11 protein-coding genes are annotated in these 13,448 nt (G+C 73.2%); 4 read left to right on the forward strand and 7 right to left on the reverse strand.

Translation table 11 applies throughout. The features are described 5' to 3' along the window. Genes hemC through hemE form a run of 5 tightly spaced genes read right to left on the reverse strand, consistent with a single transcriptional unit; the run spans position 1 to position 6,050 of the window. Complete coding sequence (hemC, locus tag HDA30_RS05415) at positions 1–1,257, reverse strand: hydroxymethylbilane synthase (protein ID WP_184241309.1); 1,257 nt, start codon at positions 1,255–1,257, stop codon at positions 1–3. A 5-nt stretch (positions 1,258–1,262) separates the two neighbouring features. Next, positions 1,263–2,534 carry a ferrochelatase gene (locus tag HDA30_RS05420; RefSeq protein ID WP_425488387.1) on the reverse strand — a complete coding sequence of 424 codons (1,272 nt, stop codon included), beginning with the start codon at positions 2,532–2,534 and terminating at the stop codon, positions 1,263–1,265. Further along, positions 2,534–3,235: a hydrogen peroxide-dependent heme synthase gene (gene hemQ / locus HDA30_RS05425; protein ID WP_184241310.1), complete on the reverse strand. Its 702-nt coding sequence runs from the start codon at positions 3,233–3,235 to the stop codon at positions 2,534–2,536. Before hemQ ends, HDA30_RS05420 begins: the two co-directional genes overlap by 1 nt. After that, positions 3,232–4,869 carry a protoporphyrinogen/coproporphyrinogen oxidase gene (locus tag HDA30_RS05430; protein ID WP_184241311.1) on the reverse strand — a complete coding sequence of 546 codons (1,638 nt, stop codon included), beginning with the start codon at positions 4,867–4,869 and terminating at the stop codon, positions 3,232–3,234. Before HDA30_RS05430 ends, hemQ begins: the two co-directional genes overlap by 4 nt. Further along, positions 4,866–6,050, reverse strand: coding sequence for a uroporphyrinogen decarboxylase (hemE, locus tag HDA30_RS05435; RefSeq protein ID WP_184241312.1), 1,185 nt, complete (start codon positions 6,048–6,050; stop codon positions 4,866–4,868). Before hemE ends, HDA30_RS05430 begins: the two co-directional genes overlap by 4 nt. 117 nt (positions 6,051–6,167) lie before the next feature. Between hemE and HDA30_RS05440 the strand changes: the two genes are divergently transcribed. From HDA30_RS05440 to HDA30_RS05450, 3 genes are all read left to right on the forward strand, one after another. Continuing rightward, positions 6,168–7,514 carry a glutamyl-tRNA reductase gene (locus HDA30_RS05440; RefSeq protein ID WP_184241313.1) on the forward strand — a complete coding sequence of 449 codons (1,347 nt, stop codon included), beginning with the start codon at positions 6,168–6,170 and terminating at the stop codon, positions 7,512–7,514. Positions 7,515–7,589: 75 nt separating this feature from the next. Then, positions 7,590–7,814, forward strand: coding sequence for a DUF3107 domain-containing protein (locus HDA30_RS05445; protein ID WP_158496720.1), 225 nt, complete (start codon positions 7,590–7,592; stop codon positions 7,812–7,814). A gap of 321 nt (positions 7,815–8,135) precedes the next feature. After that, complete coding sequence (locus HDA30_RS05450; protein ID WP_184241314.1) at positions 8,136–10,028, forward strand: DEAD/DEAH box helicase; 1,893 nt, start codon at positions 8,136–8,138, stop codon at positions 10,026–10,028. Positions 10,029–10,050: 22 nt separating this feature from the next. On the opposite strand, the gene HDA30_RS05455 is transcribed toward HDA30_RS05450, so the two are convergent. After that, positions 10,051–10,908 (reverse strand): PHP domain-containing protein, encoded by an 858-nt coding sequence (locus HDA30_RS05455; protein WP_184241315.1) that lies wholly within the window; start codon positions 10,906–10,908, stop codon positions 10,051–10,053. Between the two features lie 71 nt (positions 10,909–10,979). On the opposite strand from HDA30_RS05455, the gene HDA30_RS05460 reads away from it, so the two are divergent. After that, positions 10,980–12,572: an aminopeptidase P family protein gene (locus HDA30_RS05460; protein WP_425488401.1), complete on the forward strand. Its 1,593-nt coding sequence runs from the start codon at positions 10,980–10,982 to the stop codon at positions 12,570–12,572. Between the two features lie 4 nt (positions 12,573–12,576). Here HDA30_RS05460 and HDA30_RS05465 read toward each other — a convergent pair whose 3' ends face one another. Then, entirely contained in the window at positions 12,577–13,389 is an 813-nt protein-coding gene (locus HDA30_RS05465; protein ID WP_184241317.1) for a YflT domain-containing protein, read from the reverse strand. Positions 13,390–13,448: the final 59 nt, after the last annotated feature.

Here is a 13,448-nt window from a genome sequence, read left to right on the forward strand (position 1 = left end):
TCAGGCGTCGGTGTCGGCACCGGTCTCGTCGACGTCGGCGGGCGTGCCGTCCTCGTAGACCCGGTCGGCGGGCTGCCGCGCACCGCGCACGGTGCCCGGCAGCAGGTCCGCGCCCTCGGCGACGAACGCCTCGGCCACGTGCACCCCGAGGGCTCCGGCGGCCATGTGCAGCGTGTCGGAGATCCATTCCTGGGCCTGGGCCGGGTCCTCGACCAGGTCATCCGGGACGGGGTCCAGCTGCACGGAGGAGGACTGCCGCAGGATCCGCGAGCCGTCCAGGGCGGCGACCATCGCGTCGAGCACGATGCGCGGCGCGGTCCGGTCCGGCGCCCCGTCCTCGCCGGGGACGATGCCGTCCTCGACGCGAGCCACGGCGCCGATCGGGGCGGCGCAGCCGGCCTCGAGGCGCAGCAGCAGGGCCCGTTCGGCCGTCACCGCGACGTGCGTGTGCAGGTCGTCGACCAGTTCCAGGCCCGCGCGCAGCCGACCGTCGAACGTGGTCACGTCCACGGCCTCGTCGGCGAGGAATCCCTCGCCGATCCAGTCGCCCTCGGGCGCTTTGACCTCGACGGCGAGCGCGCCCTGGCCCGGGGCCGGCAGCATCACGTCCGTGTCGATCCGTTCGGTGATGACATCGGCGAGACCGAGCCGGTCGAGCCCGGCGCAGGCCAGCACGACGGCGTCCAGGTCTCCGCGCGGGGAGCCCTCGGCGGCGGGCGCGTGGTCGTCGTGCGGTTCGAGCCCGGGCACGCGCGCCAGACGCGTCTGCACGTTGCCGCGGATGTCCACGAGCTCGAGGTCTGGGCGCAGCGCCTTGAGCTGAGCGACCCGTCGCGGCGAACCCGTGCCGACGCGCGCGCCCTCGGGCAGGGTCTCCAGCGTGAGCCCGTCGCGAGCGCACAGCGCGTCCCGCAGGTCCGCGCGAGGCGGAACGGCGACGATCTCCAGCTCCTCCGGCTGAGCGGCCGGCAGGTCCTTGAGCGAATGCACGGCCATGTCCACGCGCCCGTCGATCACGGCGGCCCGCAGGGCCGAGGCGAACACGCCGGTGCCGCCCAGCGAGGCCAGCGACCCGGTCGTCACGTCCCCCTCGGTGCGGATCACCTCGAGCTCGTGCTCCAGGCCGGCCTCACGGCCGAGCTGCTCGGCCACAGTGACGGTTTGCGTGCGGGCCAGGGCGGAGCCGCGGGTGCCGACGCGCACGGGCGCGTCGGCGGGGCGGTCCTGCCCGTTCCTCGCCTCTGGGGAGTCCGACATCGGCCTCAGCCCTGACCGTCGGCCGCGCCGGCCGCGTGCTCGGCCAGGCCACGCACCTCGGCGTCGACGGCCGAGGTCGTCGGGCGCACCGAGCCATCGCGCATGACCTTGGCGCAGCAGTCGGGACGGCAGACGTCGGCCCACGCCTCGAAGCAGCCGACCGCGGCGCGTCCGGGGCGTCGGCCCAGGCGTTCCTCGACGATGTCCACCAGACCGGCGACGAACGCCGGGTGCGTCCCCGGCGTCGGGGTCCGGCGGAACCCGACACCGAGCTCGTCCGCGGTCTGCCGCGCCTCGGTGTCGAGGTCCCAGACGACCTCCATGTGGTCGGAGACGAAGCCCAGCGGCACCACGATGAACCCGGCCGGTTGCGTACCCGTGGCGTCCGGGCCGGCAAGCTGCTCCATGCGGTCGTTGATGTCCGGTTCGAGCCACGGCACGCTCGGCGGGCCCGACCGGGACTGGTAGACCAGCGACCAGTCCAGATCCTGCGCCTCGGGAACGCCGGCGAGGATGTGGCGGGCCACGTCGAGATGCTGGGCCGAGTACACGTCCGCCCCCTCGCGCTCACCCACCTCGGCGTCGTCCTGGCGCAGCTCGGCGGCGAGCTGACGCGGTCCGGCCGCAGCGGCGTCCGAGTTCGGGATCGAGTGCGTCGAGAAGAGCACGTGGATCGGCGCGGTCTCGCCGAGTTCCTCACGCAGCGACGCGAGGTCGGCGCGCAGCCCCTCGACGAAGGGCTCCACGAAGCCGGGGTGGTTGAAGTACTGACGGGCCTTGTCCAGGTCGAGCGTGCCCTCCAACCCCGTCTTCTGCATGGCCATGCCCATGTCCTCGCGGTACTGGCGGCAGGAGGAGTAGCAGGAGTACGCCGAGGTCGTCACGGTCAGAACGCGCCGGTGGCCGTCGGCGTGGATCTGCTCGAGGGCGTCCGGGACGTACGGCGCCCAGTTGCGGTTGCCCCAGTACACGGGCAGCCGCAGGCCGCGACGGTCCAGCTCGGCCTCGATGGCGGCTTTCAGGGCGCGGTTCTGCTCGTTGATCGGGCTCACGCCGCCATTGGCGCGGTAGTGCGTGGCGACTTCCTCGAGGCGCTCGTCCGGGATGCCGCGCCCGCGCGTCACGTTGCGCAGGAACGGGATGACGTCGTCCTGGCCCTCGGGCCCGCCGAAGGAGGCCAGCAGCAGCGCGTCGTAGTCCTTCGGGATCATCGTGCCGTGCGCGTCGTAGTCGCGCCCCGCGGCGGCCACGGGCATGGTGTGACGGGTCTGCGACATCAGGACAGCACCTCGACGATCTCGTCCGTGCTCACGCGGCGGCCGGTGTAGAACGGGACCTCCTCGCGCACGTGCATGCGGGTCTCGTTGTTGCGCAGGTGACGCATCATGTCCACCAGGTCCGTCAGCTCGGGGGCCTCCAGGCCCAGCAGCCACTCCCAGTCGTTGAGGCCGAACGCGCTGGTGGTGTTGGCCCACACCTGCGGGAAGTCCTGGCCGAGCTTGCCGTGCTCCCGCAGCATGCGGGCACGCTCTGCCGGGTCCAGCAGGTACCAGTCATAGGAGCGAACGAAAGGATAGAAGCACAGCCACTGCAGCGGTTCGCGGCCCTCGGCGAAGGCGGGGACGTGTTCCTTGTTGAACTCGGCCATGCGGTCGGCGCCCATCGCGGTCATGGCGATGTGCGTGTCGGCGAGCAGACGGGTGCGGCGCAGGCGGCGGATCGCGGCCTGCAGCGCCTCGGGACGCTCGCCGTACATCCACACCATGACGTCAGCGTCCGGGCGCATGCCCGAGACGTCGTAGGTGCCGCGCACAGTGACGCCGCCCTCGTTCAGCTCGGCCACGAGAGCGTCGAACTCGGCGACGGCGGACTGCGCAGCCTCGCCCTGCAACGGGGCCGCGTCCTGCTCGCGCGCGAAGATCGTGTAGGTCGTGAACCAGTCCTTGCCGGCCAGTGGATGGGTGGTCGTCTCGCTCATCGGGTGATCTCCTTCTCCTCGGTCGCGACGTCGCCGTCGCCTAAATGCGGGTGGGTGGCCTCGGCGGGCGACGAGATGGCCCCGGCCGACCGGCCGAAGCGGCGCTCGACGCCCGCGGTGACCGCAGCCAGCCCCGTGCCGTCGGCCCACGAGCCGACGACGTCGAGGCCCTCGACGCGGTCGGCCCACTCGAGCAGCCGGGTGAACTGCGTGCGGTCCGGTCCCGCCTGCGGTGGGATGCAGGCCCGCCAGCGCACCACGGTGGAGGCCACCACGTCGTCCGCCTGGATCGGCAGGCCCGTCAGCACGGCCGCGTCCTCCACGGCCTGGTCTGTCAACTGCTCGTCGGAGGACCGGAAGCCGAGCGGGTCGAGACCGCCGTGGCGCCCATAGGACAGGCGCAGCACATGGCGGTGCGGATGCCGGGCGAGGCCCTCGTCATCGGGTCGACGCACGACTTCGGCGAGCCATCCCCACTTGGCGGTGGCATGTGTGAGCGCCTTGGCGGCGACACCGGCGTCCTCGGCGACGAGCACGCCGGTGCCGCGCGGAGCCGTGTCCAGCCCCGCATGGTCGACGACCAGGGTCACCAGCGCCACGCCCTCGGACAGCGCGGGCGCGTCGTCCTGCTCGAGGTCCCCACCGCTGGCGGGGGCCAGCAGGTCCCACGCGGCCGCCCCGTCGACGGCGAGCACGACGCGGTCGACGTCAAGGCCGCGCACGACCTCCTCGTCACGGTCCGAGATCTGGGCCCACCAGCCGCCCGCATCGGACAGCCGCTTCAGCGCCGCCACGCGCACACCGCGCAGCACGGAGGCTCCGGCCTCGGACAGGGCGCTCAGCAGAGCCTGCGTCAGGCGATTCATGCCGCCGTCGAGGCCGGCGACCGCCGATCCCGGGGCGTGCGCGGCGCGCAGGGCGGCCACGCCGGCGCTCAGGCTGCCGTGCTCCACCATGGCCTCCACCAGCTCGGGGGCGACGCGTCGGGCATCGACGGCGAACGGGTCGGCGGAATGCACCCCGGCGACGATCGGACGTACGAGACGTTCGAGGACCTCCTCGCCCATGCGGTCCTGCACCAGGGCGCCTACGGTGATCTCCTCACCCGCCTCCAGAGCCGCACGCCAGCCGGAGGTGTCGGTGCGCAGGTCCTGACGGGCCCGGTCCAGGCCGGCGTCGGACAGCGCCGCGAGGGTGTCGGCGGCATCGAGGTCCCCGGGGATGCCGAGCAGGCCGAGCGCCGGCGCGCGGAACGACCCGTGGGCGGCGTGGATCCACGAGCGTCCGGCGTCCGGCGCGACGACGCGCCCGTCGATGCCCAGCTCGGCCAGCAGCTCGTGGACGGCGGTTCCGCGCACGGCGAACGCCTCGGCGCCGCCGTCCAGCTCGAGGGTCTGCAGCTGTTCGCCGCCGGCGGTGTCGACGCTCGGCACATCGAGGTAGCGGGCGGACACCGCTCCGCCGAGCACCGAGGTCGCCTCGGCCAGGGTCACCGCGTAGCCCTGCTGGGCCAGGCGCAGCGCGCTGAGCAGGCCGGCGAGCCCGCCGCCAATCACCAGCGCTGTGCGCGCTTCGGTGCCGGCGGTCTGCGGGTCCGCGGCGGACGGGGTCGTCGCGTTCTGGCCCTGACTCATGCGTCCTCCTGCTGCTCGCGGTCGACGTCGAGGCTGTGGATCAGCTCCACCACCCTGGTCAACGTATCCGGATCGGTCGTCGGCGGCACCCCGTGGGCCAGGTTCACGACGTGGCCCGGGGCCAGTGCGCCGGAGGCGACCACCGCGCGCACGTGGGCCTCGAGCACGTCCCAGCCGGCCGAGAGCAGGGCAGGGTCGATATTGCCCTGCAGGGGCACGGCCGAGCGTCCGTCCGGGCCGGCAGCAGCGCTGAGCCGACGATGGGCCTCGGCGAGGCTGATGCGATGGTCGACGCCGACCGCGCTCGCCCCGGCGTCGCGCATCAGGGGCAGGAACTCCCCCGTGCCGGTGCCGAAGTGCAGCAGCGGGGCGCCGTCGGCGACCCGAGGACCGGCCAGATCGGCGACCGCGTCGAACGCGGCGGCGGAGTGCTCCTGCACGTGCTGGCGATAATCCGTGGCCGAAAGCGAACCGGCCCAGGAGTCGAACAGCTGCGCCGCGGAGGCGCCGGCCAGGATCTGGGCGCGCAGGAACTGACCGGAGACGCGAGCGGCCCACCCGGCCAGCGCCTCCCACGCGGCGGGGTCGGCGTACATCATGGTGCGCGGGCCCAGGTGGTCGCGTGAGGGACGTCCCTCCACCATGTACGCGGCCAGGGTGAACGGTGCCCCGGCGAAGCCGATCAACGGGCGCGGGCCCAGCTCCTCGACGGTCGCCGACACGGCCTCGCGGATCACATCGAGGGACGAGTCCTGCAGCTCGGGCAGGGCCGCGACGTCGGCGGCGGAGCGCACAGGCGAGTCGAGCACCGGCCCGACCCCCGGCACGATCTCGACGCCCACGCCCGCCAGACGCAGCGGCACCACGATGTCGGAGAAGAAGATCGCCGCGTCCACGTCATGCCGCCGCACCGGCTGCATCGTGATTTCACGCACAAGATCCGGTCGAAGGCACGAATCGAGCATTCCGATCCCCTCACGCACCGCTCGGTACTCGGGAAGCGAACGGCCGGCCTGACGCATGAACCACACCGGGTGACGCTGCGGCCGCTGCCCACGCAGCGCAGCGACCAGCGGCGAGGACACGGTTGATCGCGCGGCTTCGCGGGTGCGCAGCGGGTGATCGGAGGGCAGGGCCGCGGGGGCCGCCGACGCGGACTGAGGCGAGCTCTGGACTGACATGCGGTTCATTGTCCCACTCCTGCACCCGCCGCACCGGTGCACGACGTGCCCGACACTCCGCCGGCCGCGCTGCGGACCAGCCCGCTGCGGGCATGAACGGCTAGACTGTCCCGCGCCGTGACACTCTTCTGCCTTGCTGCCTCCCATCACGACGTCGACCTGGACACCGTGGCGCGCCTGAGCGCCGGATCCTCCGACGTCCTCGCCGCCGTGCCCACCGGCTCCGCCAAGGGCGCCGTCGTCCTGGCCACGTGCAACCGCGTGGAGATCTATGCCGAGGCCGCCGACGCAGACGTCTCCGGCGCGAGCGAGCAGATCGTCTCGGCCCTGGCGGACAGCGCCGACGTGGAGGTCGACGTCGCACGCCGAGCCCTGCGGACCCTGGGACCCCAGGCCACTGCACGGCACCTCTTCGAGGTCGGCGCGGGACTGGACTCGGCCGTCGTCGGCGAGCGAGAGATCGCCGGTCAGGTGCGCCGCGCACTCCTGGAGGCCCGCGAGGCCGGCACCGCCACCGGCCCGCTCGTGCGGCTGTTCGAGTCGGCGACGCGCACCGCGAAGGACATCGGCTCACAGACCGCTCTCGGGGCCACCGGCCGCTCGGTGGTCACCGTCGCCCTGGACCTGACGGAACAGCTGCGAGGCCTGCACGGCGAGGAGGAGCGCGCCGCGTTCTGGGCCGAGGCCAACGTGCTGCTGATCGGCACCGGCTCCTACGCGGGCACGACGCTGGCGCAGCTGGCCGAGCGCGGAGCCACCGCCGTCGGCGTGCACTCCGCCTCGGGCCGCGCCGAGCAGTTCGTGGCGGACCGCGGCGGCTGGGCCCTGCCCCTGGGCGGCGAGCACGTGCACGGTGCGATCGCCGAGGCGGACGTCATCATCGGCTCCTCGGGCTCCGGGCGGCAGCTCGGACGGGAGACTCTGGCGCAGCTGCGCCGCGGCGCCGAGCGCCCCCTCACGCTCGTGGACCTGGCTCTGAGCCGTGATTTCGACCCGGCGACGGCCGACCTCGACGACGTCGAGCTGATCACCCTCGAGTCGGTGCGTCTGGCCGCCCCCGAGCAGGCGGAGGCCGCCGTCGGCGAAGCCCGCGTGCTCGTCGATGCGGCACTGGCGGAGTACACCGAGTCGCTGCGGGGGCGCACCGCGGGCGAGGCCATCACGGCGCTGCGCCGCCACACCCTCGCGACCCTGGACGAGGAACTCGAGCGAGTGCGTCGCCGGCACGGGTGCACCGCGGCCGCCGAGGAGGTCGAGTTCGCGCTGCGCCGCATGGTCAAGCAGCTGCTGCACGGCCCGACGGTACGCGCGCGGCAGTTCGCGGCCGACGGCCGGCTCGACGAGTACGAGCGCGCCCTGCAGGTGCTCTTCGACATCGATGTGGCCCCCGCACGACCGACGGCCCCGCTGGGCACGGAGTGTCCCGCGCACGACGATTCGTCTCGCTCAGAGCGCACCGCCTGAGGCCGTTCCGCCCGGTCGAGGTGCCCTAGGCTGGGCCCGAGAAGATTCCGCGTGAGGAAAGGAAGTGGACACCCCATGGAGATCCGCATCGGCGTGCAGCACGCCAGCCGCGAGGTGGTCCTGGAGACCGAGCAGAGCGCCGACGAGGTGCGGGCCGCCGTGGACGCGGCGCTCGCCGACGGCTCCGTGCTCGCCCTGACCGACAAGAAGGGCCGCCAGGTCGTCGTGCCCGGCGCGAAGATCGCCTTCGTCGAGATCGGCGCACAGAAGGCCGCGCCGTTGGGCTTCGCGGCGTCCTGATCCGCGCCCTGACCCCGACTCCCCCGAGGCCCCGACGTCGAGTCGGAGCCTCGGTCGTGTGGGCCCATGTCCGGGCCCGCTGGGGCTAGACTGGCGGCACGAGGATGACCGGTCGCACCTGTTCACCTTCACCTGCGCCCGGGCCCGCACGGCCCCCGCGGCCCGGCATGGGCGGCGGAAGAGCGCCACGACCTGCCGAATCCGGCGGCGCCGCCGACTCGACCCCGGCGGCCGGACCGGGTTCCCGGGCGGAGGTCCCGATGGCCTCGCCCGGTGTGTTCCCGCGATCGGCTTCCACCGATTCGAGAATGAGGGACGCGCATGAGCGAGAAGCCCACCGAGAACAACCACGACGCTGCACCGGAGACCGAGCAGACCTTCGCCGACTTCGGGGTCCACGCGGACATGGTCGCCGCCCTGAGCGAGCGCGGCATCACCCGTCCGTTCCCGATCCAGTCGATGACCCTGCCGGTCGCCCTCGGCGGCCACGACATCATCGGCCAGGCCAAGACCGGAACCGGCAAGACCCTCGGCTTCGGCCTGCCCGCGCTGCAGCGGGCGGTCGGCCCGGGTGAGCCGGGCTGGGACGAGCTCGAGGCAGCCGGCACCGCGGGCGCCCCGCAGGCGCTCGTGATCGCACCGACCCGTGAACTGGCGAACCAGGTGGCCGGTGACCTTGTCGTCGCGGCGTCGAAGCGCTCGGTGCGCGTGGCGACCATCTACGGTGGCCGCGCGTACGAGCCGCAGATCGAGGAACTGCAGAAGGGCGTCGAGGTCGTGGTCGGCACCCCGGGCCGCCTGATCGACCTGATGCGCCAGGGCCATCTGCGCCTGGATCTGATCAACACGGTCGTGTTGGACGAGGCCGATGAGATGCTGGACCTGGGCTTCCTGCCGGACGTGGAAACCCTGCTGGCCGCCGTGCCGCAGCGCCGCCAGACCATGCTGTTCTCGGCGACGATGCCGGGACCGGTGGTCGCCATGGCCCGCCGCTACATGAGCCATCCGACCCACATCCGCGCATCGGACCCGGACGACGAGGGCCTGACGAAGAAGGACATCCGGCAGATCGTCTACCGGGCCCACCACATGGACAAGGACGAGCTGATCGCCCGGGCCCTGCAGGCCGAGGGCCGCGGCCGCACGATCATCTTCACCCGCACCAAGCGCACCGCCGCCCGCGTCGCCGACGAGCTGAACAAGCGCGGCTTCGCGGCCGGCCCGCTGCACGGCGATCTGGGCCAGGGTGCGCGCGAACAGGCCCTGCGCGCCTTCCGCACGGGCAAGGTGGACATCCTCGTGGCCACCGACGTCGCCGCCCGTGGCATCGACGTGGACGATGTGACGCATGTGTTCAACTTCCAGGCCCCGGAGGACGAGAAGACCTACGTGCACCGTGTGGGTCGCACCGGCCGCGCCGGCAACACGGGCATCGCCGTGACGCTCGTGGACTGGGAGGACCTGCCCCGCTGGTCCCTGATCGACAAGGCCCTGGGCCTCGGCCAGCCGCAGCCGCCGGAGATGTACTCCTCCTCCCCGCAGCTCTTCGAGGACCTGAACATCCCCCAGGGCACCAAGGGTCGCCTGCCCAAGGACAAGCGCGTGCTGGCCGGTCTCGACGCCGAGGTGCTCGAGGATCTCGGCGGCCCATCCGCGCAGAAGGCCTCCGGGCGCGGCGGGGAGTCCTCCCGGGACGGACAGCGGAAGGGACGCGGCGGTCGTGGCCGCTCCGGGAGCAAGGACGGCCAGCGGCAGCAGAACGGCGGCCGTCGTCGCGCCGGCCGCCGGGCCTCCGACGACGCCGCCGGCGGCACGACGTCCGCGCGGGACGCGGCGCCGCGTCCGGACGATGCCCAGGGGCCGCCGGAGCCGTCCGGTCAGAAGCCCTCGCGCGGGGGACGCTCCGGCGCTCGACGCGGCGGCCCGGCCCGTGAGGGGACGGGCTCCGCTGATCGGAGCAAGTCCACACCAGCACGCTCGGCAAACTCCCGCTCCGGTGGACGCACGTCCTCGCCGGAGGCCTCGCGCTCGGCAGGGACGTCCCGCTCTCGTCGATCCTCCGACGCCGCCGGCCGCGAGGAGTCCGCGACGCCGTCGCGACGTCGTACCCGCCGCGTACGAGGTCGCCGCACCGAGGGCGTCGAGGGCGCTGACCGCGATGGCATCGTGATCCGCCGCGGAGCCGCGCGCCGGCGCGGTCGCGACGGGCGCTGATCACAGCAGGCCCGCCGCACCGTCACGATCGCACGACCGGGGTGCCGGTCCCCTGCCGTTCGATCTCGGCGAGCACCTCCGGATGGGTCAGGTGCTCGCCCAGGCGGTTGGGCTTGCCCGCCCCGTGGTAGTCCGAGGAGCCCGTCGTGAACAGGCCGTGCCGCTGGGCCAGAGCGCTCAAGCGCTCCCGCGCCTCGGGCGGGTTGTCCCGGTGTTCCACTTCGAGACCGGCGAGTCCGGCCTCGATCATCTGCTCGAACACCTCATCGCCGACGACGCGTCCCCGCGCGGCGGCCAACGGATGCGCGAACACCGGCACGCCGCCGGCCGCCCGCACCAGCCGCACCGCGTGGGACGGGTCCGGGGCGTAGTGCGGCACGTAGTACTTCGACGAGCCGGTGAGGATGTGGGCGAAGGCCTCCGAGCGGTTGGACACCGCGCCGATGGCCACGAGCGCGTCGGCCAGATGCGGCCGACCGATCGTCGCGTCCTCACCGGCGTGGTCGAGCACGCGCTGCCACGTGATGTCGAAGTCCTCGGCGAGCCGCTCGACCATCAGCTGCGCCCGTTCCAGGCGTGCCGCCCGCGCCCGGCGCGTCTCGGCCACCATCGCCTCATCGTCGGGGTCGGGCAGGTAGGCCAGCAGGTGGACGCTGATCCCCTCGTGGGTGCGGCAGGTGAACTCCATGCCCGGCACGAGCAGCGTCCCCGTCTCGCGCGCCGTGTGCATCGCTTCGGCCCAGCCGGCGGTCGTGTCGTGATCGGTCAGCGCGATCCCGTCCAACCCCGCCCGCTGCGCGGACCGCACGACCTCGGACGGGGGCTGTGTGCCGTCGGAGGCTGTCGAATGCGTGTGCAGGTCGTAGCGCGGATCACTCATGATTCCAGCCTACGGCCGGCAGGTCACCGGCGGCAGGGTCGTCCGCGCCGTCAGCCGGGGCCGGTGACATGATGGAGACCATGAGCCAGAACGAGAACCAGCCCGAGACCGCCCCGCAGGCCCAGGACGCCACCGCGTCGCCGGCCCCGCCCCAGCCGCTGGCCGACCGGGTAGAGAACCGCTCCCAGCGCCCCTCCTCGGACGCCTTCCGCGCGTTCATGGGCAGCCAGTGGGCCCCCGCCTCGCAGGAGCTTCCCGATGCCGATGCCTCGGCCCCGCACGCGGCCCGCCGCCGCGCGGCCGTCTCCGCCCGCTTCCCCGGCGAGCGCGTCGTGGTGCCGGCCGGTCGGCTGAAGGTGCGCTCGAACGACACGGACTACCGCTTCCGCGCGCATTCAGCGTTCGCCCACCTGACCGGCCTGGGCGTCGACCACGAGCCGGACGCGGTGCTCGTGCTCGAGCCCACCGACGAGGGCGCCGGCGACGACGGTTCGAACCACGAGGCGACCCTGTACTTCCGTCCGCTCGCCGGCCGTGACTCCGAGCAGTTCTACGCGGATCCACGCTCGGGCGAGTTCTGGATCGGCCCGCGGCCGACGCTCGCCCAGATGCGCGCCCGCACGGGCATGCGCACCGCCGGGCTCGAGGAGCTCGAAGTGGCGGTGACCAAGAACGCCGGCGCCGTCGAGTTCGGCGGCCTGCGCATCCGTCTGCTGCGCGGCTCCGATCTGGACATGGAGGCGCTCGTGGACACCTCCCGGATCAACACGGGCGTGGACCTGGAGTCCTCCGACGCGCTCGACGGGGAGCTCTCCGAGTTCTGCTCCGAGCTGCGTCTGGTCAAGGACGAGTGGGAGGTCGAGCAGCTGCGCGGCTCGGTGGCGGCCACGATCGCCGGCTTCGAAGACGTCGTGCGGGCGCTGCCCCGCGCGATCGGCCACCGCCGCGGCGAGCGGGTCGTCGAGGGCGCCTTCTTCGCCCGCGCCCGCGAAGAGGGCAACGACCTGGGCTACGACACGATCGCGGCCGCCGGGAACAACGCGACGATCCTGCACTGGATCACCAACGACGGGCAGGTCAGCGACGGCGATCTGCTCCTGCTGGACGCCGGTGTCGAGGCGGATTCGCTCTACACCGCCGACATCACGCGCACGTTGCCCGTGAACGGGGCCTTCACGCCGGTGCAGCGCCGCGTCTACCAGGCGGTGCTCGACGCGGCGGACGCGGCCTTCGCGATCGTGCGCCCGGGCATCCGATTCCGCGATGTGCATGCTGAGGCGATGCGGGTGCTCGTCGAGCGCCTGGACGACTGGGGTCTGCTGCCGGTCTCGCCGGAGGTCGCCCTGTCCGAACAGGGCCAGCACCACCGGCGCTGGATGCCGCACGGCACGAGCCACCATCTCGGCCTGGACGTGCACGACTGCGCGCAGGCCAAGCGGGAGCTCTACCTGGACGGCGTGCTCGAGCCGGGCATGGTGTTCACGATCGAGCCGGGCCTGTACTTCAAGGCCGAGGACCTCGCGGTGCCCGAGGAGTACCGGGGCATGGGCGTGCGCATCGAGGACGACATCCTCGTCACCGCGGACGGGGCCGAGAACCTCTCGGCGGCGCTGCCGCGCACCCCGGAGGAGGTCGAGGCCTGGATGGCCCGCCTGCAGGGCTGAGGACTCAGCGGCCGCGGTGCCCGTCGTGCTCGGCGGGCGCGCCGTCCGCCGCGGCACCGTCCGATCGCGGTGAGGGTGCCGCGCCGCCGCGGGCCTCGATGAGGCGAGCGACCTCGTCGTCGGAGAGGTGCTGGCCGTAGGAGCGGTCGAGGCCCTTCGGCGGCTCCGAGCCCCTCTGCCCCGCAGGGGCGGAGTCGCCGGGGACGTCCGAGGCGGGGGCCGGACCGCTCCCCCCGGTCCGCGCCGTCGAGGACGCGGCGGCGGGGCCGGGCTGCGTGCTCGCCGTGCTGCCACCGGGGGCCGTGCCCGGGTCGGCGCCGGCGCCGCCCAGACGCAGCAGCTGACGCGCTCGGAAGGCATGGTCGAAGGCCACCACGACGTCGTAGGAGACGGGCACCAGCTGCTGCGTCGAGGCGACCGAGGTCTGCCCCGACGTCTGCCCCTTGCGGGCCGCGAAGGCGATCACGCCGAAGATCATCCAGACGCCCACACCCAGCGCAGAGGAGACGAGCACCTGCTGCCAGCCCAGCGCGGGGTTGATCAGCAGCATGAAGCCGCCGAGCATCGCGCCGAAGAACAGGCCGCGGAACGCGGCGCCGAGGGCCACTTGGGGGTAGCCAAGGCGGCCCCGTACGCGTTCGACGACCCGCAGGTCCTTGCCGACGATCGACACGGCCGTGGCCGGGAAGTCCTCTGCGGCGACCAGCGTGCTGACGGCCTCACGGGCTTGGGCGTATGTGGAGTAAGTGGCGAGCAGCTCGCCCTGCGGCATCCCTTCGCCGCGGGCGCCTGCGGGCGCGGACATCATGAACGACATGCGCCCCATTCTGCCTGTCCCTCGCGCCTGGCCACAGCCGCGCCTTCACGGGCGCTCCG

Origin of the sequence: Micrococcus cohnii (genome assembly GCF_014205175.1) — a bacterium.
Lineage (GTDB): Bacteria > Actinomycetota > Actinomycetes > Actinomycetales > Micrococcaceae > Micrococcus > Micrococcus cohnii.